The sequence below is a fragment of the Catellatospora paridis genome (genome assembly GCF_009720365.1).
Classification (GTDB): Bacteria; Actinomycetota; Actinomycetes; order Mycobacteriales; family Micromonosporaceae; genus Catellatospora; species Catellatospora paridis.
In genome coordinates this window covers 280484-301596 of record NZ_ML769317.1, presented here as the reverse complement: position 1 = coordinate 301596, position 21113 = coordinate 280484, and the positions used below count along the sequence as shown (strand labels likewise).

Here is a 21113-nt window from a genome sequence, read left to right as displayed (position 1 = left end):
GCGCGGCCCCCCCCGGGGGGGGCCCCCCCCCCCCGGCCCCGCCCCCCCCCCCCCCCCCCCCCCCGCGCCACGGTGTTCACCGGGGATCGGCGCGCCACTCGCGAGATCCGTCGACGCGCCTGCGGGCCCAGCCGAGCACGATCGCCGCGTAGCCGTGTGCGGCGTCCTGTTCCGTGTGCCGGACCTCGATCGACCCGTCCAGTAGCCCGAAGTCGGCCGCGAGCACCGCTCTGAGGTCGTGTTCGTCGACGTCGGCGCTGGGAAAAGCCCGGCCGGCGACGGTGTAGCCGCGGCAGCGGCGCAGCGCGGCGGTGACGAACAGCCCGCCCGGCTCGACCAGCCCGGTGATGTGGCGCACGAGCAGCCGCCACGTCGCGCGATCGTCAGTGGCCGAGTCCGCGCAGTAGGCGCTGACCACCGTCGCGTAGCGCCGGTCCACCGGGCGGGGGTGCCGGGCGTCGACCCGGATCAGTTCGGTGATCTTCTGCCGGGTGAGGTCCTCACAGGCTGTCACGTCCTCGTCGGTCGGGTGGCTGACGCCCTCGCAGCGCAGGGTGTGGCGGACGAACGGCCGCCAGTCGTGGGCACCTGGTGCGCGATCGATCCACCGCCGGATCTCCGCCAGGTTCGCGGGCAGGTAGTCGCCCAGGTGGATCTCGGACGCGATCTCGGCGGCCGCGAACACGTGGTGCAGGGTGGGCCCGACCCCGAAGAACAGGACGGGGCGGCCTCGTTCGGCGTGGCGCATCGCATCGACGAAGAACGCGATGGTCGCGAGCTCGTCCGGTTCGACGGAGCGGTAGTAGCCGTCGAGGTAGTCCTGCGGCACCCAGTCCGTGTCGAACGACGCGTACCTGCGACGGCGATGCAGGAACGCGCCGGTGAGGCGGGCCAGCCCGTGTTCGTACAGCGCGGCGGCGAGGTTGGCGCCGCCGAGGAAGACCAGCGCGTCGTGGGAGGTGATCGAGTCGCTGAGGACCGTGGCCCCGAACGTGGCAGCATAGTAGGGCGCTTCCTTGGCCAGCTCCGTGCCCGTGTATCCGACGGCCGCCGCCAGGCGCGCGGCTCGCGCGCTGCCGTTCCTGTGCCGGACCAGGTCGTAGGCGGCCTTGGACAGCAGGTTGGTGCTGGTCCCCGTCGCGGCCAGCAGCGCCTGGTTCGCCTTCAGGTTGGCGCGCAGACCGATCCCCCAGCATGCGTAGCTGAGGACCACGAACATCGCTACCAACGGCTGGGCAAGGCCTGCGAGCAGTCCCGAGCCGACCAGGCCGACTCCGGCCGCCGCCGCGAGGGCGTCCAGCGCGTAGGTCGAGGCCGCAGTGGCGACGAGGGTGGCGGACCAGTTCTTGATCTGCTTGCGGCCTGCCCGGGTGCCTGCCGGGGAAGGTGGCGCCGGTGCCGTCGTCACGGCGCACCGCCGATGGCGGCGAGCAGTTCACGCCGGCTGGGCCCGGCGAGCGGATGGTTCGGGGCGGTCGCGCCGAGCTCGGTGATCCGCCGGGCCAGTCCCGGTTCGGCGAGCACCTGGTCGATGTCGGCCAGCAGGGATCCGAGCGACAGGTGCGCACGGGCGACGTCGGGGTCGGTGCGTGCGGCGGCGAACATGGCGAGGCTGAACGCCCATCTCGGGTCGTCGTTCCGGTATGGCAGCCCGGCGGCGTCGGCGTCGAGTTCGGCCAGCCGGTGCCGGTCGTACCACAGGGTGTTGCGGTGCAGCGGCTGCACGGCGGCGGAGGTCCACTCGTGGAACCGGCATGCCAGCTTGTCGTGGTCGGCGGGGTCGGTGGTGCGCAGCACGTCGCGCAGGCCGATGGCGTGGATCAGGCCGATCGTGGCGCCGCGGCCGAGCGAGGGATTGGTGCACGCCCACGAGTCGCCCACGGCGACGACGCCGGTGGCGACCGGCCTGCCGTCGACGATGAAGTCGCGGTGGCGGTCCTCGATGCCCGCGATCACCTCGACCCCGGAGATCGGTTCGCCGTCGCGCCAGTGCGCGGCGTCCGGATAGAGGGCCAGGGCCGCGTCCCAGCGGGCCGGATCGCGCAATGCCCGCATCGGCCGGTCCCGGCTGCTGGTGACCAGCGCGACGCTCCAGGTGCCGTGGTCGGCGGGCAGGGTCAGGATCGACATCGAATCGTGGCGTTGCAGCAGGTTGGTGTGGCCCTCGGGCAGTGCCCCGGTGCGGGTGCGGAAATGCCGTGCGAAGTAGACGAAGCCGCAGTCGGCGCGCTCCTCGGCGGGTCGGCGGGCGCCGGCGGCCTGCAGCCAGGACGCGAGGGCCGAGCGGCGGCCGCAGCAGTCGACCACGAGGTCGGCCCGCAGCAGCCGGCCGCCCTCGGCGAGCACACCGGTCACGCGTGGGGCCGGGGTGCGGGTGGACGGGTCGGTGAGCAGCCCGGTGACCGCGACGCCGCGGCAGACGGTGATGCCCGCGGTGTCGGCGGCGACGGCGGCCAAGGCGGCCTCCAGCACCGGTCGGCGTGCGGTGACGGTCTCGAAGCGCTCGTCGCCGTCGCGCCACGGGGCGCGCTGCGGCAGCATCGCCAGCAGGTTCGTCCGCAGCCCGCCGGCGGCCTCCAGGGCGTGCAGGACGTCCGGCAGTTCGCGGTCCATCTCGGCCCGCCACCGTGGCAGCATCAGGTGCGGGAGGCGGAACTGGTTGACTCCGGGTCGCAGCCACGCCTCCCACGGCTGCGCGGCGGGCGGCGGTTCGGCCGGATCACGTTCGACGACCGTCACCTCGTGACCGTCGCGGGCGAGCAGCAACGCGGTCGACAGGCCGCTCAGGCCTGCGCCGAGAACGAGTATCCGGGCCATGGTGCACCTCCGGTTCGGAGAACTGATGCACGTAGGTTCGGCCGGGCAGGCGCCCACTTTCCAGGTCAGTTGGTAGTCACTCGCTGTCCAATCCCGCCTGGGCGATCGACGATAGGATCGGCGCGGTTGCGCGCTGCCATCCGATCTGCTGGAGGTGCCGACATGTCCACGCAGCTCGGCGACCTGCTGGACGATGCCCGGCGACAGCGGTTCGTGGGACGCCTGCGCGAGCTGGCGGGCTTCGACGAGGCGTTGCAGGGGCGCTCGCCGCGGCGGGTGCTGTTCGTGCACGGCCAGGGCGGTATCGGCAAGACCACGCTGCTGCTGGAGCTGCGTGCCCGCGCCCGTGCGGCCGGACGGGTCGTCGTTCAGGTCGACGGCCGCGAAGTCGATCCGTCGCCCGACGGGGTGCAGACGGCCGTCCGGCTAGCCCTCGGCCCGCAGGGCGGCGACGGTCCGGTCGCGCAGCTGCCGGCCGGCGCTGTCCTGCTCGTCGACGGCTACGAGCAGCTGACCGCGATCGACGCCTGGCTGCGCGACGCGTTCGTCCCCGGCCTGAGCGCCGAAAACGTCGTCGTGTTGGCAGGCCGTGACCCGCCCGCCGCGCCGTGGCGCACCGACCCCGGCTGGCGGCATCTGGTGGCGGTGCACCGCCTCGACCCCTTCGACCCGGCCGAAAGCGGTGAGCTGCTCGCGCATGCCGGCGTTGAGCCGCCCGTGCGGCCGCATCTGGTCGGGCTCGGTCGTGGTCATCCGCTGACCATGGCGCTGCTGGCCGATCTCGCCGCGACCGGCCAGATTCCCGGCACCCTCGCCGACGCATCCGACTTGATCTCGGAGTTGCTGGAGTCGTTCCTTCGTGACGCGCCGAGCGAGGCGCACCTGACGGGGCTGGCCACCTGCGCCATCGCGTGGGTGACGACCGAGGACCTGCTGCGGCGGCTGGTGGGCGACGAAGCTTCCGCGGTGTGGCAGTGGCTGGCACGGCGGCCGTTCGTCACGGCCGGCCCGCACGGGTTGTCCATCCACGACCTGGCTCGTGACGTGCTCGACGCCGAATTCGAACGCCGCTCACCGGAGCGGTATCGCTCGCACCGCCGGGTCGTCAAAGCCCATGCGCTGGCCGGTCTGCGAGCCGCCACCGGCTTCGACCGGCATCCGCACGCCCAGCAGCTGCACCTGCTATTGCGAAACAGTCCCCTCACCAGCGCGATCTCGGCCATCCGCGCGCAGGGTTCGGCCGCGGTCGTGCCGGCCCGCCCCGACGAGTATGACCAGGTCTGCTCGATCGTCGAGAAGTTCGAGGGACCGGCCAGCGCCCGGCTCGCCCGTGCCTGGATCGGCGAGCAGCCGGAGCACCTCAGCGTCGTCCGGACCGGCGACGGCGTCGCGGGTTTCATCCACCACCTGATATGCCCCGGTGGTTCGGTGTTGGAAGAGCGGGACCCGGTCGTGCGGGCCGTGCTCGACCATGTCGCGCGGCAGGGGCCGATCCGTCCTGGGGAGCGCATCGACATCTCCCGCTTCTTCGGCGGTGCGCGCGAACACCAACGCGACCTCTACGCGGTGCTGGCCGGAAACGTGTCCAGCATCGTCCTCTGGCTGACTCGCCCGCTTGCCTGGTCGTTCATCGTCGCCGTCGATGTCGAGTACTGGGCGCCCTTCTTCGACTATCTCGCGTTCGTCCCGCTGACCGAGGCCGACGTCGGGGGCCTGCGGCACGTCGTCTACGGCATCGACTGGCGGCGGGTGCCGGTCGACGCCTGGTTCGACCTGATGCGCGAACGTGGCCACACCGGGGAGACCGGGCCGCCGCCGGCCGCCATCGTGCGCCCGCCGGCGCTGGACCGGTCCGGGTTCGCCGCGGCGGTGCGGGCCGCGATGCCGAACCTGCACCGGCCGGACCGGCTCGCCGCCAACCTGCTCATGGGCTCCGCGCTCGCGGCCACGGCCACCGGTCCCGACGTCGCCCGGCTGCGGGCCACGATCGAGGACGCCGTCGCCCGGCTCGGCGACGAGCCCAAGGGCGACCAGCTCCGGGCCGTCCTGCACCGCACCTACGTGCGGGCCGCACCGACCCAGGAAGCCGCCGCGGAGGTGCTCGACCTGCCGTTGAGCACCTACCGCCGCCACCTCGCCAAGGCGCTCGAACAGCTCACCGACCTGCTCTGGACGGTCGAGATCGGTGAGGTGGGCGCGCCGGGAGCACCGCAGCACCCGAGGTGACCCGCGGCGCTGCGGCGGTTCTACTCCGGTCCCCGGCTACGGCTGCATCTCGTATGCGCCGCAGAGCGCCTCGACCTGCGCCCACACGGCGGCGGTGCGGGCGGCGTCGCGGACCGGGCGGCGCAGCTGCGCCAACGCCCACGCGGCCTGCTCCTCGGTGGTCGCCGCCTTGCCGTGCAATTCGGTGGCGTACGCGGAGAAGTCCCCCACCAGCACCGCGAAGATCTCGTCGAGCAGGTCACGGTCCAGCCCGGTCAGCTCGGCCTGCTCCAGGATCAGCTGCCCGTAGACGACCAGCGCGAAGAGCTGGCCGATGGTGAGCAGGAAGTCCAGGTCACGCTGCTGGTCCTCCGACGGGGCATGGGCGAGCAGCAGGGCGCACAGGCCGTCGGCCTGCTCGCGGAACACCGCGACGTTGGCGAGGTCGGCGTGCTTGTCGTACGGTCCGCGCCAGTCGTGGAACCGGATCGCCCCCAGGCCGCGGGCGGGCCCCTGCCGGAAGAGGAACTCGTCGTCGGCGGCGTCCTGCCGCGTCGGCACGGGTGCGAACTCGGCCGGCTGGAACAGGTAGTTCGGCATGAACTTCAGGATCAGGGCGAGGTTGACGTGCACGGTGCCCTCGAGCTTCGGCAGGCCGCGGATGTCCTTGGCCGCCTTGTCGAAGTAGGTGTCGGCCTCGAAGCCCTTCGCGGCGATCACGTCCCACAGCAGGTCGACGACCCGTTCGCCCTCGGTGGTGACCTTCATCTTGGTCATCGGGTTGAACAGCAGGTATCGCCGGTCGTCGGGGCCCGCGGTCCGGAAGTAGTCGACGGCGCGGTCGCTGAACAGCTTCATCGCGACCAGCCGGGCGTACGCGTCGGCGAGCTCGCGGCGCACGTGCGGGAAGTCGGTGACCTTCTTGCCGTAGAGCACGCGCCGGTGCGCGTGGGTGACCGCCTCGTACATGGCGTGCTCGCAGATGCCGATGGAGGCGGTGCACAGGTTGAACTTGCCGACGTTGACGGTGTTGAGCGCGGCGTCGAACGCGGCCTTGCCGGTGTGCAGCACGTCCTCGGCTCGCACCGGGTAGTCCTCGAGCCGGAACTCGCTGACGTACATCTGCCCGTTCACCACGTTCTTGACCAGGTGGTAGGCGGGGTGGCGACTGTCGGCGGCGAAGAAGACGTAGCCGTCGGGCCCTTCGACGTCGGCACGGCGCCCGAACACGGACACGAGTCCGGCGACGTTGCCGTTACCGATGTAGTACTTGCCGCCGGTGGCCCGGAAGCCGCCGTCGCCGTCCGGGGTGAGGATCATGTCGGTGGAGTAGATGTCGGCGCCGTGGGTGCGCTCGGACAGGCCGAACGCCATGACGTGGCCGTCGGCGAGCAGCTGGGCGGCACGGGCGCGGGCGGTCGGGTTGGCGCTCTGCCATACCGGACCCAGGCCCAGGACGGTCACCTGCCAGGTGTACCAGTAGCCGAGGCCGTAGAAGGCGAGGATCTCGCTGAGGGCGGCGTTGCGGGCGGTGTCCCAGCGGGTGCCGGCGCCGTCGGCGGCCGGGGTCAGGAACGTCGCGAACAGGCCTTCCTTGGCGACGAAGTCGAGGAAGTCGGCGTACCAGGTGCGGTCGTTGTAGCTGTCGACGAGCGTCTTCTTGCCGCGGTTCTCGAAGAAGTCGACGGTAGCGCGCAGCAGCCTGCGGGTGTCGTCGTCGAGGTGCGCGGGGTCGTAGGTGCGCGGGTTCAGCAGCAACGGGTTCGCCATGGTCGTCTTCCCTTTCGAGGTTCAGCGGCCGAGGCCGTGGAGTGTTTCGAGGACGTCGTCGAGCCAGGCCAGGACCATCTGCTCGTACGCGATACCGCCGCGCAGCACGACGTGCTGCAACCGCTGTCCGGTGTCGAGCGCGCCCGGGTCGGGGAAGTCGCGCTGCTCGCCGGTCTGGTAGCGGTGCAGGGTGGTCTCGTGGTCGGCTCGGTAGCGCTCGACCTCGGCGAGCAGCGCGGCCCGGCCGGCGGCATCGTCGAACGCCGCGCCGCGGATCTTGACGGCGAGTTCGTGCCGGACGGACTCGGGCTGGACGGGTTCGCGCAGCCAGGTGGTGAGCACCGACCGGCCGGGAGCGGCCACGGAGTAGCGCCGCTTGTCGGGGCGGCCGTCCTGGTCGATCTCCTCGGCGGTGACCCAGCCGTCCGCCTCCATGCGCTTGAGGACGCGGTAGATCTGCTGGTGGGTCGCGGTCCAGAACCGGCCGATGGAGCGGTCGAAGCGCCGGGCCAGCTCGTAGCCGGACCCGGGCTGCTCCAGCAGCGAGACGAGGATCGCGTGTTCGAGGGCCACGCGGGCCATCATGCTATGAAACTAGTTGCATATCAAGAACGCGATCATCTGCTCTATAGGTAGGGCCAGGTCAGCAGCCACATCGGGGCACGGGCGTGAGCCGGTGTTCTGTTAAACGGGGTCGCTATCTCACTTCTTTGTCACTGGTCAGTCTCGGAACGCCCCAGGGCGTGGTTCAGGCTGGCGCGTGCGTTACCCAGTTCTGCGGTCTGCGAGTGCACGTACGTCCGCATAGTGAAGTCGGCGCTCGCGTGTCCCAGCCATGCTGAGATGACCGCTACAGGGACACCGCGAAGGTGCATGAGGGTGCCCGTGGTGTGGCGAGCGTCGTGGAGCCGAATGACCGGCAGACCGGCTTCCTTCGCCCTCCGCTGGAACGCGTACGAGTAACGAGTCGGGTAGTACGCCCTGCCGAGTTCATCGCAGATGACGTGGTCGCCGTCCTCGTACGCGTCTCCCGCATTGAGCTGGTCAACACGTTGGTAAGACCGGAGCACCCGTAGTGCGTTGACCAGATCCTCGTCGAGCGGCAACGTCCTGCTCCCCCGGACAGTCTTCGGCGCGCCCTCCACGACCGCCCCGGCGACCATCACACGAGACGAACGCACACTCAGGGAAGGGGTGCCTGCCTCCAGGCCGCGTTCCTCTGCAAACTCCCCCGTCAGGTCCAGCGCACTCCAGCGAAGTCCTACGACCTCGCCCCGGCGCATCCCGTAGACGATGCTCAGCACGTACGCCACGTACAGACGGTCGCCGCGCATGTGGTGGAGGAACATCTGCGCCTGCTTCGCGGTCCAGGTGCTCATCTCCTTCTTGACGACGCTGAGCCGCTCGACGAGCTTGACGACGTTCCGGCCGATTAGCCCTTCACGTTCTGCGCTGTCGAGGGCCTGGCTCAGGACCATCAGCATGAAGTTGACAGTCCGGGGCTCCACGGACTGCTTCTGCTTGTTGCCGATGCGGCGTCCGTGCTTAAACCGCCACGTGACGAGCTTGTCGACGTCGCCCTTCGTCAGCTTGCCTAACGGGACCCGGCCCAACCGCTCCTTCACCGGCTTCAGCGTGTCGAAGTACAGCCGCTTGGTGCCGGCCCTCAGTTTGCGCTTGCCCTCCAGCCACGTGTCCAGGTAGTCGGCCAGGAGCAAGTTGGTCGGCGCGACGAACGTGCCCTGCGCCTTCTCCGAGATGATGCGGGCTCTTGCGGCCTTCGCCTCCTTCAGCGTGGGGTACGTGAAGGTGCGCTGGTCACGGCTGCCGTCCGACTTGCGTCCGACGTCGATGACGAAGCGGTGCCGCACACTCCCGTCCTTGAGCACGACCTTCTTGATGGGATCGCTTTTACGGCCCATTTTCTTCAACTCCTGAAAACTATTGGAGCAACAAAGAACGAAGCACCAGCCGTGGTGTAGACGGCTGATGCTTCGTGACCCGGTACAGGCCGGGATGGGACCTATCATCTCACCTATGACTCGAAAAGCAGTGCGCCTTCCAGACCCGACCGAAACGCCGATCCTCACCGTTCCCGAAGCAGGCCGAATCCTCGGCATCGGGAAGAACTCCGCCTACGAGGCAGCGCGCCGCCAGGACTTCCCCGTCATCAAGATGGGGCGCCTGCTGCGTGTGCCGACAGCTAAGTTTCTGGAGGCCATGGGCCTGATTGTCAAGCCGGTGGACGTCAGCCCGCCCGCGTCCCTGCGACCGAAGACGTCCTCGAGGACGCCGCGTGTGCGTCCGGCCATCGCATAACACCGTGGGAACAAGAAGACGGGGCACCGCGTCAGTGCGCAGGTGCCCCGCCCTCTTTTCACCCCACCGCTGTGGGAGTTCTTACCGAAGGACCCGTAAAAGCATCTGGTTTGGCCATACAGCCACTTTCTTGCCCCGCCTGCGTCCTTCTGTCACCTCGACCACCGGACGGCCTGTGCGGTCATCACAGACCTCCACAATGCGGCCCACTGCATCGCTGTCGAGATCGATCGCCACGTAATCGCCAATCGACACGGGCTCGCCGTTGTTCGTCTGCCAGTTCGCCGCGTCAGTCACCGACGAACTCCTCACGGCTCTCGGTCAGGTAGTCGTAGACGCGCTGCACGGTTTCAGTCGAGGTGTCCCACGTGTTCGCGTTGTTCATCCGCCGAACGAACCGCACCTCAGGGAGCGTTTCCGTCTTCAGCGCGATGAGCATCCTGTCTTCGGTGGTGGCGTAGGTGGTCCTCCGGCGCATGTCGTCCTCCCCGTTCAGTACGGCCGGGTAGTCGTGACGGTCTTGTTCTGCGTGGCGAGCCAGTGCAGGAACCAGACCACGCCCCAGCAGCCGCACGTGAAGACGGTCAGCACGAGATGCGTGGCCGTGCCCATCGCGGAGATGCCGGTCTTCGACACCTGGCGCTGCGGTCCGTAGGGCGGGGGTTGGTACGGGGGATGTTGTGGTCCTGGATGGCCGTACACGGTCGCACCTCCGACGTAGGGGTCTGCGTCACCCACGGACGGCGGGACCTCCCTGGGTGCGAAGCGGGGAGGATGCCCCTGGCACACGCTCGGATGAGACCGTCCGTGGATGACACCTGAAGCTACGAAGGCGGCATCGACGAGGGCGACACAGTTGCCCGCAGTTGCCTGTTGCTGAGCAGCGACGACCTAAAACCGCGCGGCCAACGTGATGAGTTCTCGCGCCTGCGGTCCGTGGACCGCGATCGACGACAGCGCCGTGAACGCCTGGACGTACATGCGGATCTCGTGTGCCGTGGTGATGGTGACCCACGCGGACACCAGCTCGACGTGCACGCGCCTGTCGTCGTAGATCCAGAACGACTCCACCGGCCACATGGCGCTGCGGTCTGCGTCCCTGGGGATGATGCCCAGGCTTACCGCGGGCAGGGCTGCCACGGTATTCAGGTGTTGAAGTTGCTCCCGCATCAAGTCGGGCGCCAGCAGGCTGTTGTAGAGGACCGACTCCTCCAGCACCACGGCGAACCTGCGGTCAGCACGACGAAGGTACGTCTGCCGCGCCATGCGGAGCTTCATCGCGTCATCGGAGTCGTCGTGCACTCCGCGGCGACGGGCCATCGTCGAGAAGACGTGCTTCGCGTAGGCCGGCGTCTGCAGTACGCCGGGGATCATCCACGAGTTGTAGCCCCTGAAACGCCGGGTCTGCTCGAACAGCGGCCGGGAGCCCTGAAGGCCACGGGCCACTCCTGTGCGCTCCCTGCGCCGCCACTCCACGAACAGCGTGTCGACGGCGTGCAGGGAGGCCAGGAGGTCGGGGATCAGCTCAGGTACGCGGCAGTGGTACGCCCACTGCCTGACGTCCTCCTGTGAAGGGGGACGCTTGCCGTTCTCAAGCCTGCTGACCTTCGATGGGAGCCAGCCCGTCAACCCGCACAGGTCCCGTCCGCTCAGACCTGCGTTCAGGCGTAGCTCGCGCAGACGCAGCCCGAAGGACTTCAACATCTCCTGCGAACTGGACGACGAGTACGTGGTCACGGGTCAGGCCGGTCAGATGAGGTGGTACTCGTCGTGCGGAGTGGCCAGCTTCCATGCAGCCTCGAACGCTTCCGCACAGAACTCGACGACGTCCGGGCTCTTGACGTTCTCCTTGGTGATCGGGTTGCCGTTCCCGTCGAAATGGTTGAACTGGACCAGCTCGTTGTCGAACAGCCAGAAGTCGTTGCCGGGGAGACGTAGGCGCGACGCGTCCGACCGGGAAAGCCAGCGAATGTCCTCTCCCGCTTCGATGTTCGTGAAGGCGGTCTCGTACAAGAACCGGGTGTACTCACTGGCGGGCTCGCTGATGATGCGAACCCGCCTCACGGTCACACCTCGCTCGACGGCGTTCACGACCTGGTCCAAGAACGGCCGCCACCACGTCTTCCGGTCGGTGGGGTCAGCGCGATACCCCTTCTTCCACGCCAGGTACGTCGTGGCGGTCGGCGTGTAGCTGTCGCGCATCTCAAGGTGCACGGCACTGGACTGACAGGCTGCGAACAACTCAGCGAACGTGGGCTTAGCGCTCACCCGTCACCTCCGGGAAGAACTGGACGAGCCGCTTCGGGATCTCCAGCACGGTTTCGCCATCGGGTACGACACCCAGCTGTGCGAGTACGGAGGGGTCGGTCACGCGCCACCCCTGGATCACGTACGTCTCCCCGTTGTCGAACACGGCGGGACAGTTGTCGTCGTCGCACGTCGAGTCTTTGCCGAGCATCTTCAGCGCCATGACGCCTCCTGAGTAGGCATGTTGCCGGATGTTGTCCATCGACGCTAGCAACGATGACGGGCGAGAGGTGATCACAGGAAACTCCGGGCAACACCCTTGACCGGAGCGGTGGAGGCATGAACGGCCAGGCTTCAGAACTCCGGAATCTCGGCGTCGTCTTCGCGGACCATGACCGGTCGAGCAGCGATCATCGTCTCGACCAACTCGATGCCGCTGGCGGTGATGCCGTAGTGAACCGAGGTGACTGCTCCGAACACGGACGCCATCGCATCCCTGACGACCTCGATGCGGCCATCATCGAACAGACGGCTCACCATGAAGTGCAGCCTGTAGTCGAGTTCGATGACGCCCCACGGCTCGCCTTCGTTGTGACGCTCCGCGAACGTCTCAAGCATTCGCCGCTCGATGTCGTTGTACATCGCGTTGAGCGTCGACAGGTTGGCCTTGTAGCCCAGCAGCGCCTTGCGGTCGATCTGGCCGGGCTTGTTGCCCTTCCGCGCATGGCACTGGTGGCACAGCGCGATCAGGTTCTCGAACCGGTGCTCCTTGACCTTCGCCCAGTCGTCGATGTGGTCGATGGCGCACGGGTGGCTACGGCAGGTGGGGATGGCGCACCGGTAGCCGGCCTCCATCATCACGCGACGCTTCAGGTCTGCGGGGATGTCAGGACGTCCTTGGGCCATGCCGAGACTCTAAAGGTACGGCCACCGTCGTCATGCGAAGCATTTCCAGCGGCGGCCCGGCGGCCAACTATGAAGTTTAAGCGCAGCGATCAGTCGTCTATTCGGCGGATTTGATGCTGGTGGCCCACCGCAATCAGTTATGAAATTACCTGGGTAAAAGGCCATTGACTGCAACTCGGTGACGGCAATTGTGGTTGTCGCGAACGCCAATTTGCCTATCAGCGGTGCTAGCGTCGATCTATGCGAAACAAGGGTGTGTCGATAGCCCCAGGCGGCTTACAGCAGGCCAGGGGTGCAATTGGCGTAAGTAGAAAGCGGTTGGCGGAACTGGCGGGCATCACCCGGCAATCCATCGACAACTACGAACAGGGGCGTAGCTGTCCCTATCCGGCCAAGCTTGCCCGACTGGAAGGCGTGCTGGGCAAGCAGGCCGTGTTGGCCCTGATAGCGGACGGAGAAGAACAGCAGCGGTATCTCCACCATCCGACAAGGTTCGCGGCGATTGGCCGAAACCGAAAGCGGCGCGCAGCACAAGCCAAATGACGAAGCCCTGGGGGCAACCAGGGCTTCGATTCAGCAGAAAAGGTTATGACATGACTGTACACGCGAAGACCTCCACGACCTCAACGCTCCCGAGGCACAAGAAGACCCGTGGACATAGCAGGCCTTTGACCAGGGATATCGCGGATATCGCGGATATCGCGGATATCGCGGATATCGCGGATATCGCGGATATCGCGGATATCGCGGATATCGCGGATATCGCGGATATCGCGGATATCGCGGATATCGCGGATATCGCGGATATCGCGGATATCGCGGATATCGCGGATATCGCGGATATCGCGGATATCGCGGATATCGCGGATATCGCGGATATCGCGGATATCGCGGATATCGCGGATATCGCGGCTGTAGATGGGCTCTACCTAGAGGGAGCAGGAATTCTCGATGACGTGGAGGAGTTCGCCGCCAGGTTCATTGTCTTCCCCTCGATGGAGGCGTGGGGTCGACGGTCAATACGCTCATATAGCCAAGTTCTGCTGGGGAACCTCCGGACATAAGGCTAGAGGTGACGACCCCAAGTGCCATTCCGTACTCTGAGATGGCCGGCCCACCACTGAATCCGCCGCGGGGCATTGTGGACAGGATGAAGTGTATGTACGGCGCATCAAACCGCTCAACCATGGCGTTAACTTCGGCTTTTGTGCCGATTAAAGTCGGCTCCGTGGTCAGTGGCAATGGTGGGTAGCCAAGGACGACTGCCTCAGTTAGTACGAAGTCGCTTCTGCCTAAGTAGTCCTGGAGATGGCCCCCTAGAGAGACATATGGGTGCCGAGTGTCGATGTCTTCGACCTGAAATATCGCTATATCCACTCTCGTCACTGTGGAAGTACGGGCCACGCTCCAGCTGGAACGAGCGCTGCGATATCCAATGAACCGGCGTTGACTGGTTATTAATATGGACGTACGACGTAGCCACCTCGGCGTCAGCGCCAGTCAGCGGAACGTAGGTCTCCTCGGTCGAAGCGACCTCTACGATCTGTTTACCTTCGACCACGTGTCGCGCAGTAACGAAGACGCCTTCTCCTACGTGAAACGCCGAACCTATCGCCTGGTCGCCGGCTTCGCTCTCGACTGCGACGTATACCGTTGCGCTGGCATACTGCTTGAAAATTTCTCGGGCCTTGCCGGAGTCCACTCAGCGCTCCTCGGAGATAGCCTGGTTCAAAGCCGACGGTTGCTCTGGCGGTTAGATCAGGCTGATTCCGAGCCATCCCCCGAGCCCAAATAGCAGAAGTGTCCCCACCACCTGTGCTGCAATTGTGACGATGAAGCCAGCCTGCCCTACGGCGGCGCTCGTCTGTCCGGCGATGCTTCGCACCTCGGACGGGAAGGCGACGAACCTTGCGATCCGCCCGGCTAGGGTCTTCTCCTGCCTACGCATTCGCTCGGCATCACCCTCAAATCGACCGATGATCTGCTGCAACGCGGCCAGGACGACCTTCGGGCTAAGCCGTTCAGGGAATTCGACGCAGTGCCGCCAGTCGCGAATCGCTTGGATCTCGTATGTGCCGCCGTCAAAGGGCATGTGGATCTCGATGGTCTGGTCATACTCGCCCGCGGCCGCGAGGGCACGACCACTCAAGCGAGACGTTGCCCTCTCGATCTCGCTGACCTCCCACCGATGGCGGTCGTCGATGTACCCGATCCTTGCCGCCACTGAGTCCACTTCATCCTCCATGCGGTCGAGCATCGATTCGAGCGCCTCATACAGCTCGACGACAGCTTGTCCTCGTTCCAGGAGTTGCTGGCTCTTCTTCACCAATCTCCTCAGGTGGCAGATAGCCGACGCTCCACGTTATGTGTGGCAAGCAAGGTTGTCATCCAGCAGTCCGCCAGATCCGACGGTCCGCGTGGCTCGCGGTGAAGTTGTGCGCTCGCGGCAGGGCCGCCACGATGCATGACCAGCTACTGCCAGGGCTGCTGGAGCCGGTCCAACGCCCCGACGTTCCCGGAGGACCCGTTGCCGACCATCACGAGCTTGGCTGACTAGCCGGACGGCGCCTGCGGACTCGTCGCCACACACGGCGGTGTGCCGCTGGCCGCTTCGGTGGCTCGTTGGACTCCACGAGTTCTTCGACCCACGCCGCGAGTTTTGCGAGATCTTCCCGCAGGTCGCGATAGCAGCGGTCGGCAGCCTCGTTGTCGAGCATGGTTTCGTCGAGCTTGTCGACGAGGAACAGCGCCTTCCAGCCTTCGTCGACCTGTTTGATGCGGAGCCTCAACTCATCCCAGCCCTCGGCATCCTTATTCAAGTGCTGAAGTCGCCCGAGGAGCACCCGCATGACGTCGATCTGGTTGTCGAACACGTCTTCGAGATCCATGACGCGGGTCTCTATCTTCTCGACCTCGTCAGCAAGCTTCGCGTTCTTGAAGTCTCCTGCGTGATGCGCACCTCGTGCAACGGCTTCCAAGCTAAGAGCGCCACTCAGTTCGTACAGCTGGGTCGGCAGATCCTTCGACAGAAGATCCGCCAGTTCTCGTACGTCCTTCTCCCAGCGTTCCCGACGCCTGATCCTGCGCTGCGTCCTGGGCACGATCCAACTCTGCACGAGCACAGTGCCGACGAGGGCGAGCACAGCGCCTAGGGCTACTGAACCAAGGTCTTTCACGGCAGCAGAGTACGACCCGCAGGCTCGATGGTCACCAAGCGTGGGGTCAGATCAGGCTCACGCCGAGCCACGTTCCCAGACCGAGCAGGATGAGCGCGCCGACCACCTGCGCGGCGGTCGTGACGATGAAGCCAGCCTGACCCGCTGCTCGGCTTGTCTGCCCCATGACAGCGCGTACCTCGTTCGGGAAGCCCACGAAGATGGCGACGCGCCCGGCAAGAGTCCGCTCCTGCTGCTCGCGAATGTCCGCCTCACCTTCGAGCCGTCCGATGATCTGGCGGACGTTGGACAGCATGTAGTCGGGCGGCAGCAGGAACGGCGTGTCCAGCGCGTACCTCCACGACTGCACCGTCCGCAGCGCCTGGGTTCCGCGACCGTGCGGCAGCTCGATGTGCATGGTCACTTCATACCTACCGGCAGCAGCAGCCGCCTTGCCAGCGAGGTGGGAGACATTGCCGTCCATCTCGGCTACCCGATCCTCGTAGCCCTCACGAGCGCGCAACTCAGTGAGGAACACCATGCCAGGCTTGGGGGCCGGCTCCATGTACTTCAGCATCTCGGCCAGAGCATCGTGAAATTGCTGCACGGTTGCGGCGCGCTGGCGCAATGCCCTGCTCTTCTTCACCAAACTCCTCTGACGGACGACCGGTGTACCACGCTACGTGAGGACGGCAACTGGTTCATTCACCGATGGACGGCCCATCGTTCTATGCAGCCAAGCTGACCGATCGTCCGTGTTGCGCACGTTCACCCCTTGCTTGGATGAAGGTCATGGCTCTGGCTGAAGCGTGGTATCAAAAGGAAGTCGTCTGGGGTGCTGCTGGCGTGGTCGTGGCGGTCATCCTGGGTGTTCTGACGCTCTGGATCACCATCAGAGGAAACAACCCCCGCAGACGCCTCGTCTACAGCGTGCCAACTGCAACGCCGGTCGTACAGACGCGCAACCGAGTTAGCGGGCTGCAAGTTCTCAAGGACGGCGTGCCCTTGGATAACCCGTACGTCGTTGAGTTAACGATTGCCAGCCGCAGTCGGCGTGATATCCCCAGCTCCGCGTTCGACCAGAACAAGCCACTAGTGCTGGACTTGGGTGCTGAAGTCGTGGAGGTGCTGAGCCACGGGATGACACCCTCCGGCGCTACTCCTTGGACGTGGGACCAGACGAACGGCAGGCAGATAGCCGTCGGCCCATGCCGACTGGGCAAGAACGAACGCCTGACCATCGCGTTGTTGGTCGGGGGAAGACCGGTTGTGACAAACCCACAGAACCCTCTCATCGATGTCGATCTCGAAGCAGAGGTCGACAACCGGATCGTGAGGCGGACGCTCTCAACGTGGGTCTCACTGATCACCGGTATTACCGCGCTCATAACGGCGGTTGCTACCTTGCTCAGCGCGTTCTCGATACTGCGCTGAGGGAGGGCCAGAAGTGTGGCCCTCCCTCAGGTCGTATTGGGTCATGCAGCTACTGGCTCCCGGAGCACCTGCCGGATGCGCCGGTCGCTCACGTCCAGGCGCTCGCCCTGCTGCTTCCTGGTCAGACCGGGCTCGGACTCCTCCAGCTCTTTGACCGCGGCCAGCAGCTCGGCCGACACCCACGTCTTCTTCTCTGCCCCCTCGGTGTGCTTCCGACGACGGCCCTTCTTCACCTGTTGAACTTCAGCACCGTGGAGATCCCCATCACCAGCGTCTTCCGCGGCACCGGTGACGCCGCCCACTTCTTCAGGAGTTGAAGTGGCCGATTGGGGCTTGGGCCGAGCAGGCTTGCGTACCTGCGCCGGCTTCGCTGCTTCCTCGGCGGCTTCAGCCACAGATACCCCGATGGACTCGACGAGCGACATCAGCAGGTGCACGCATAGCGCCAGCAGCAGGGGCGGCACCGCAGACACCGCCATGGCTACTTCGTCGCCGCCTGCGGTTGTCGCGTGCAGCCCGTTGCAGATGACAGAGATGACCGCGCCCACGATGACGACGGTCCAGGGGTACCAGGTCGACTTCTCCATCTTCTTCATCACGATGGCGACGATGGTGGCCACCGCCATCGCGCCGTCCACAGTGACCGGGAACAGCCACGCGAGATCCGGACGCATGTGCGCGCCGATGGCGACCGCCTTGAGCGCGTCGTAGGAGAGCGCGAAGCCCGCGCCCACCACCGCGCAGAAGCCGACGATCACCACGACGCCAGCAAGGACGCTCAGAGCCACGCTGAGTGCGCGCAGCGAGGCAGCACGGTTCATGCCGCACCCCTCGCCACGCGACGCAGCCGGTGCAGCAAACTCAGCAGTGCGCGCACGGTCCACAGGTCCAGGACGCGGACGATCCAGCGGATGACGAGCGCGTCGTACTCGGTCAGCTCCACGCCGCGCAGAGCGTGACGTAAGCCGTCCTCAAGTTCCTGGGCGGTCCGGTGCCCACGGAACAGTTCGGTGCCGGACTCCTCCGGCGGTTCGGTGCTCAAGGTGTCTCCCCTTCCGTCGGAGACCCCCAGAACTTCTCTCACACCGCGTGTCACAGTCTTGCCGGAACCTGCCGGGACGAGACGGGATCTGAGCCTTGCGATATACCTGCTGACCTGGTCTTCAGTGATGAACGGGTTCGCCTGGGGACGAGGCTCTGCATTCTATGAAACTAGTTGCATATCAACCGTTCGGTCGCTCTGGGCCAAGAACCGTGGCTCCACTGGGCATCGGTTAACTCATCAGGAAGAAGACGGGGCACCGCGTCACGGCGCAGGTGCCCCGCCCTCTTTTCACCCCACCCCAGGGCTGCCTACCGAAGGACACGCAAAAGCATCTGACTTGGCCAAACCGTCACTTTCTTCCCTCGCCTTCGCCCTTCGGTCACTTCGACCACTGGACGGCCTGTGCTGTCGCCACAGATCTCCACGATGCGGCCTATCGCATCGCTGTCGAGATCGATCGCCACGTAATCGCCGATCGACACCGGCTCGCCGTTGTTCGTCTGCCACCTCACCGCGTCACTCACCGACGAACTCCTGTCGGTGCTCGGTTAGGTAGTCATAGAGGCGCCGCACGGTCTCCGTGGACGTGTCCCACCTGTGTGTGGCGTTCATCTGCCGGATGAACTGCACAACAGGAACCTGCGAGCGTTGTGGCGAGTACTGCCGGCCCGGATGTCGGTACACGTCGCACCTCCGTCGGTGGGGTTTGGTCACCCACGGACGGCGGGCTCTCCCAGGGTGCGAGCCGGGAGGAAAGCCCTGGCACACGCTTGGATGGAACCGTCCGTGGGTGACTGCTCGACGCTAGGCAGCGCGCATCGAGGGCCTCAACGAAGTTGCTCCAGGTTTCTCCGCAGTAACCCCGACAGCCATCAGGAGTAATCAGAAGCCGCTGTCGTAGGTCCCAGCCGCTGCCTGGACCAGCTCTTTAGCCAGCGGCCCGTACAGGGCGATCGATGACAGCTCGGCGAAAGCCTGGGCGTACATCCGGACCTCGTGAGGCTGAGTCAGGTTCAGATAACCGGACACCAGCTCGACCGTCACCCGGTCCTCGTGTGATGGTGTCTGCCTGCCGTTCTCTATCTTGCTGACCTTCGACGGGAGCCAGCCGGTAGCCCGGCACAGGTCCCTGCCGGTCAGGCCGGCATCCTGGCGTAGTTCCCGCAGACGCAGGCCGAGAGCTCGCAGGGCTTCCTGGGAGCTTGACGACGTGTTCGAAGGCACGGTGCAGTCCCCGCGTCAGGTCGGCCGGTAGTCCCGGTGCGGGATGGCCCGCTGCCACACTGCCTCGAATGCCGACCTGCACAGCTCGATCACGGCGGGGTCGGTGCTGGTGTCACGGAAGGTGCCGTTGCCGTTGCCGTCGAAGTGGTTGAACAACACGATGTCGTCGTCGAACAGCCAGAAGTCGTTGCCGGGGAGCGGTAGGTCCGACGCCCGCTTGCGAGGAAGCCAGCGAACGAGTTCGCCTGCGGTGATGTTGCAGACCTCGGTGGTGTCGTACTCGAACCTGACGTAATCGCTGATCGGCTCGCTGACGACTCGTGCCCGTCGGACGACGCCACCGCGGCTGACGACATCTCCGACCATCTCGTACCAGCGGTGGAACTGCTCGGGACGGGAGCCGGGAACAGGACGGTCCCCGTTCGACCAGGCGATGTAGTTCGGGTCGTCGAGCATGTACCCGTCTCGCATCTCCAGATGGACCGCGCTGAACTGGCAGGCCGCCAGCAGATCAACGAACGTCGGCTGTTCCGCCACTGCTCTTTACCTCCGGGAAGAACTGCATCATCCGCTTGGGGATGCGCAGGACCGATCCGCCATGTGAAAACGCGCAAATCTGGCACTCAGCGGGAATGAAAGCGTGATTGTCTGGTTCAGGTTCATTCCAGCGTGCTTGGGCCGCAGCCAGAGGCGTCCTCGATCGAAAAGATCGTCACGCGCCTGCGCCGCCCTCGCGTAAATCACAGAACCGTCGACACGTTGACCTGCTTGATTGGAGCCGGACCAAGATGAAATAGCAGGTCAAGGCGATCGGGTTTTTGCAGGTGCTCACGGAGCGTAAAAGTGCACAGGCCCGCTGGCGCGCCGTCAACGCACCCCACCTCGTCGCCTTCGTCCGCGCAGGTGCCGCCTTCAAGAACGGCAAGCTCGTCGAACGGCCCGGCCGTGCCACTCGCGCTCAGGACGAGGCGGCATAGCTAGGACCGGTTGCGGTAGAGCGACATATCTCTGCAGTACACCCAGACCGCCACGCCCGCTGATGGGCGCGAGATGGAGCCCGAGAACTGCGGTGCGCCGGCCGACCACTGACACTAAGGTCGCGCCATGGAGATTCGTGATGTGACGTCGGCCGAAGAGCTGGCTGCCGAGGAGGTCGTCTCGGCGGCATTCGGCGAGCCATCGGACGGGCGCGTTGTGCAGATGATGCGAGCTCTGCAGACCAGCGGAGCAGCTCGGGCGAGTTTGGTCGCTGTTGTCGACGAGGAGCTGGTCGGGCACGTTGGTCTCTCACGCGGCTGGGTGGACGCTCGACGCGAGCTGGTCGAGGTGGTGGTGCTCTCCCCGCTGTCGGTACGTCCCGACCTCCAGCGCCGCGGCGTCGGCACCGCGTTGCTCGCGGCGGCGCTGCAGACCGCCGGAGATCGTGGCGCGCCAGCCGTTTTCCTTGAGGGCAGCCCGGACTACTACGGACGCCGCGGGTTCAGTTCCGCCTCCGCCCTTGGGTTCGACCGGCCCTCGACGCGCATCCCGGACCCGGGGTTCCAGGTGGCGCTTCTTTCGTCGTACCGGCCGTGGATGGTCGGCCGGCTGATCTATCCCGAGGCGTTCTGGACCACTGACACGGTCGGTCTGCGTGACCCCGAGCTGGAGCGGGTGGAAGCTCAGATCGCGTCGGGGCGTTAGGGCGGAGGAGCGCCGTGAGGCTGATGAAATGCCAGACCTCGCCCACCGAGTCGCGATTCCGCTGTCAACGAAACCCAGCACCTGTTCGCGAAGCTGATCACACGTACGGTTGGCGCCATCAGCTACGGGCTGCATTGGTCCACCTGGCGACGACGCCACCAGCAACGGGGCGGCCCTGACCAGCCATTCCCGACGACGCGGCGCGTCAACCGATCGTCAAAGGTGGCGTGGGCGCGGCCCCGGTGGCGCGGGCCCCCCCCCCGAGATAGGGGGAGGCCCCGGGCAGCACGAGAAGGTAGGCGGCGGGC

26 protein-coding genes and 1 pseudogene are annotated in these 21113 nt (G+C 66.1%); 7 read left to right on the top strand and 20 right to left on the bottom strand.

What is annotated here, in order from left to right:
- Nucleotides 1-76: 76 nt before the first annotated feature.
- Together gntF and F9C41_RS19255 are read right to left on the bottom strand one after the other, a co-directional pair.
- On the bottom strand, nucleotides 77-1408 hold the full coding sequence (gene gntF / locus F9C41_RS19260) for a guanitoxin biosynthesis pre-guanitoxin forming N-methyltransferase GntF (protein WP_230689750.1): 1332 nt from the start codon (nucleotides 1406-1408) through the stop codon (nucleotides 77-79).
- Nucleotides 1405-2817 (bottom strand): FAD-dependent oxidoreductase, encoded by a 1413-nt coding sequence (locus tag F9C41_RS19255; RefSeq protein WP_155388208.1) that lies wholly within the window; start codon nucleotides 2815-2817, stop codon nucleotides 1405-1407. Before F9C41_RS19255 ends, gntF begins: the two co-directional genes overlap by 4 nt.
- 162 nt (nucleotides 2818-2979) lie before the next feature.
- On the opposite strand from F9C41_RS19255, the gene F9C41_RS19250 reads away from it, so the two are divergent.
- Nucleotides 2980-5043 carry an AAA family ATPase gene (locus F9C41_RS19250; protein ID WP_155388207.1) on the top strand — a complete coding sequence of 688 codons (2064 nt, stop codon included), beginning with the start codon at nucleotides 2980-2982 and terminating at the stop codon, nucleotides 5041-5043.
- Between the two features lie 36 nt (nucleotides 5044-5079).
- Here F9C41_RS19250 and F9C41_RS19245 read toward each other — a convergent pair whose 3' ends face one another.
- The 3 genes from F9C41_RS19245 to F9C41_RS19235 all read right to left on the bottom strand — a co-directional run bounded on the left by F9C41_RS19245 (nucleotide 5080) and on the right by F9C41_RS19235 (nucleotide 8714).
- Nucleotides 5080-6792: an acyl-CoA dehydrogenase family protein gene (locus F9C41_RS19245; RefSeq protein WP_155388206.1), complete on the bottom strand. Its 1713-nt coding sequence runs from the start codon at nucleotides 6790-6792 to the stop codon at nucleotides 5080-5082.
- A 21-nt stretch (nucleotides 6793-6813) separates the two neighbouring features.
- The gene (locus F9C41_RS19240) at nucleotides 6814-7365 is read right to left on the bottom strand and encodes a PadR family transcriptional regulator (RefSeq protein WP_155388205.1); all 552 of its coding nucleotides are present in this window, start codon (nucleotides 7363-7365) and stop codon (nucleotides 6814-6816) included.
- Nucleotides 7366-7505: 140 nt separating this feature from the next.
- Nucleotides 7506-8714, bottom strand: a complete 1209-nt coding sequence (locus F9C41_RS19235) for a tyrosine-type recombinase/integrase (RefSeq protein ID WP_230689766.1) — start codon at nucleotides 8712-8714, stop codon at nucleotides 7506-7508.
- A 115-nt stretch (nucleotides 8715-8829) separates the two neighbouring features.
- On the opposite strand from F9C41_RS19235, the gene F9C41_RS19230 reads away from it, so the two are divergent.
- The gene (locus tag F9C41_RS19230; protein ID WP_155388203.1) at nucleotides 8830-9111 is read left to right on the top strand and encodes a helix-turn-helix domain-containing protein; all 282 of its coding nucleotides are present in this window, start codon (nucleotides 8830-8832) and stop codon (nucleotides 9109-9111) included.
- Nucleotides 9112-9192: 81 nt separating this feature from the next.
- Here F9C41_RS19230 and F9C41_RS19225 read toward each other — a convergent pair whose 3' ends face one another.
- The 7 genes from F9C41_RS19225 to F9C41_RS19195 form a co-directional block, all read right to left on the bottom strand.
- Nucleotides 9193-9408: a hypothetical protein gene (locus tag F9C41_RS19225; RefSeq protein WP_155388202.1), complete on the bottom strand. Its 216-nt coding sequence runs from the start codon at nucleotides 9406-9408 to the stop codon at nucleotides 9193-9195.
- Nucleotides 9401-9589: a hypothetical protein gene (locus F9C41_RS19220; protein WP_155388201.1), complete on the bottom strand. Its 189-nt coding sequence runs from the start codon at nucleotides 9587-9589 to the stop codon at nucleotides 9401-9403. The genes F9C41_RS19225 and F9C41_RS19220 overlap by 8 nt, the downstream gene beginning before the upstream one ends.
- A gap of 14 nt (nucleotides 9590-9603) precedes the next feature.
- Nucleotides 9604-9747, bottom strand: a complete 144-nt coding sequence (locus tag F9C41_RS19215) for a hypothetical protein (protein ID WP_155388200.1) — start codon at nucleotides 9745-9747, stop codon at nucleotides 9604-9606.
- A 255-nt stretch (nucleotides 9748-10002) separates the two neighbouring features.
- Complete coding sequence (locus F9C41_RS19210) at nucleotides 10003-10848, bottom strand: helix-turn-helix domain-containing protein (RefSeq protein WP_230689749.1); 846 nt, start codon at nucleotides 10846-10848, stop codon at nucleotides 10003-10005.
- A gap of 12 nt (nucleotides 10849-10860) precedes the next feature.
- Nucleotides 10861-11379, bottom strand: coding sequence for a DUF6879 family protein (locus tag F9C41_RS19205; RefSeq protein WP_155388199.1), 519 nt, complete (start codon nucleotides 11377-11379; stop codon nucleotides 10861-10863).
- Nucleotides 11369-11581: a hypothetical protein gene (locus tag F9C41_RS19200; RefSeq protein WP_155388198.1), complete on the bottom strand. Its 213-nt coding sequence runs from the start codon at nucleotides 11579-11581 to the stop codon at nucleotides 11369-11371. The genes F9C41_RS19205 and F9C41_RS19200 overlap by 11 nt, the downstream gene beginning before the upstream one ends.
- Nucleotides 11582-11712: 131 nt before the next feature.
- Entirely contained in the window at nucleotides 11713-12264 is a 552-nt protein-coding gene (locus F9C41_RS19195; protein WP_155388197.1) for an HNH endonuclease, read from the bottom strand.
- Nucleotides 12265-12504: 240 nt separating this feature from the next.
- Here F9C41_RS19195 and F9C41_RS19190 point away from each other — a divergent pair, with 240 nt between their 5' ends.
- Together F9C41_RS19190 and F9C41_RS41385 are read left to right on the top strand one after the other, a co-directional pair.
- The gene (locus F9C41_RS19190; protein WP_155388196.1) at nucleotides 12505-12807 is read left to right on the top strand and encodes a helix-turn-helix domain-containing protein; all 303 of its coding nucleotides are present in this window, start codon (nucleotides 12505-12507) and stop codon (nucleotides 12805-12807) included.
- Between the two features lie 50 nt (nucleotides 12808-12857).
- Nucleotides 12858-13328, top strand: a complete 471-nt coding sequence (locus F9C41_RS41385) for a hypothetical protein (RefSeq protein ID WP_230689747.1) — start codon at nucleotides 12858-12860, stop codon at nucleotides 13326-13328.
- Nucleotides 13329-14017: 689 nt separating this feature from the next.
- Here the strand turns inward: F9C41_RS41385 and F9C41_RS19180 are convergent.
- From F9C41_RS19180 to F9C41_RS19170, 3 genes are all read right to left on the bottom strand, one after another.
- Nucleotides 14018-14590 (bottom strand): hypothetical protein, encoded by a 573-nt coding sequence (locus F9C41_RS19180; RefSeq protein ID WP_155388195.1) that lies wholly within the window; start codon nucleotides 14588-14590, stop codon nucleotides 14018-14020.
- Nucleotides 14591-14801: 211 nt separating this feature from the next.
- Nucleotides 14802-15440: a hypothetical protein gene (locus F9C41_RS19175; RefSeq protein ID WP_155388194.1), complete on the bottom strand. Its 639-nt coding sequence runs from the start codon at nucleotides 15438-15440 to the stop codon at nucleotides 14802-14804.
- A gap of 46 nt (nucleotides 15441-15486) precedes the next feature.
- Nucleotides 15487-16065, bottom strand: coding sequence for a hypothetical protein (locus F9C41_RS19170; protein WP_155388193.1), 579 nt, complete (start codon nucleotides 16063-16065; stop codon nucleotides 15487-15489).
- Between the two features lie 146 nt (nucleotides 16066-16211).
- Here F9C41_RS19170 and F9C41_RS19165 point away from each other — a divergent pair, with 146 nt between their 5' ends.
- Nucleotides 16212-16853, top strand: coding sequence for a hypothetical protein (locus F9C41_RS19165; RefSeq protein WP_155388192.1), 642 nt, complete (start codon nucleotides 16212-16214; stop codon nucleotides 16851-16853).
- A 41-nt stretch (nucleotides 16854-16894) separates the two neighbouring features.
- Here F9C41_RS19165 and F9C41_RS19160 read toward each other — a convergent pair whose 3' ends face one another.
- The 5 genes from F9C41_RS19160 to F9C41_RS19140 form a co-directional block, all read right to left on the bottom strand.
- Nucleotides 16895-17674: a DUF2637 domain-containing protein gene (locus F9C41_RS19160; protein ID WP_155388191.1), complete on the bottom strand. Its 780-nt coding sequence runs from the start codon at nucleotides 17672-17674 to the stop codon at nucleotides 16895-16897.
- Complete coding sequence (locus tag F9C41_RS19155; protein ID WP_155388190.1) at nucleotides 17671-17895, bottom strand: hypothetical protein; 225 nt, start codon at nucleotides 17893-17895, stop codon at nucleotides 17671-17673. The genes F9C41_RS19160 and F9C41_RS19155 overlap by 4 nt, the downstream gene beginning before the upstream one ends.
- Before the next feature lie 311 nt (nucleotides 17896-18206).
- Complete coding sequence (locus F9C41_RS19150; RefSeq protein WP_155388189.1) at nucleotides 18207-18422, bottom strand: hypothetical protein; 216 nt, start codon at nucleotides 18420-18422, stop codon at nucleotides 18207-18209.
- Nucleotides 18423-18780: 358 nt separating this feature from the next.
- Nucleotides 18781-19122 (bottom strand): helix-turn-helix domain-containing protein, encoded by a 342-nt coding sequence (locus F9C41_RS41380; protein ID WP_230689746.1) that lies wholly within the window; start codon nucleotides 19120-19122, stop codon nucleotides 18781-18783.
- 15 nt (nucleotides 19123-19137) lie between these two features.
- Nucleotides 19138-19659, bottom strand: coding sequence for a DUF6879 family protein (locus F9C41_RS19140; RefSeq protein ID WP_155388188.1), 522 nt, complete (start codon nucleotides 19657-19659; stop codon nucleotides 19138-19140).
- Nucleotides 19660-19964: 305 nt separating this feature from the next.
- Between F9C41_RS19140 and F9C41_RS19135 the strand changes: the two are divergent.
- Nucleotides 19965-20099 (top strand): annotated as a pseudogene (locus tag F9C41_RS19135) (IS256 family transposase); the annotation flags it as partial.
- 127 nt (nucleotides 20100-20226) lie between these two features.
- Nucleotides 20227-20805 (top strand): GNAT family N-acetyltransferase, encoded by a 579-nt coding sequence (locus F9C41_RS19130; protein WP_155388187.1) that lies wholly within the window; start codon nucleotides 20227-20229, stop codon nucleotides 20803-20805.
- Nucleotides 20806-21113 lie beyond the last annotated feature (308 nt).